This window comes from Streptomyces sp. SID3343, from assembly GCF_009865215.1.
Classification (GTDB): Bacteria; Actinomycetota; Actinomycetes; order Streptomycetales; family Streptomycetaceae; genus Embleya.
In genome coordinates, this window is the sequence record NZ_WWJX01000416.1 from 1 (window position 1) to 261 (window position 261).

Annotated in this window: 1 pseudogene; it reads left to right on the forward strand. The window is 77.4% G+C overall.

Annotated features, from left to right (window positions below):
- Positions 1-261, forward strand: a pseudogene (locus GT354_RS13500) (2-oxo acid dehydrogenase subunit E2); the annotation flags it as partial.

A 261-nucleotide genomic window follows, 5' to 3' on the forward strand; every position in this document is an offset into this window, starting at 1 on the left:
GAGCCCGAGCCCGCCGCACAGGCGCCGGAACCGGTCCGGGCCGAGGCCCTGGCCGAGGACCTGGTGCCCGAGCCGGCCGCGGAGGTCGAACAGGTCGCCGGCGCAGACAAGAAGGACACCCGCACCGCGGTCCTCGTCGGCTACGGCGTCCGGACCACCAGCGGTCGGCGGCGGGCTCGCAAGAGCGACTCGCCGGCTGCCGCGCCGATGGCTGCGGTCGCGAACGGCTCGGGGGCCAACGGCCCCGAAGCCGACGGTCCG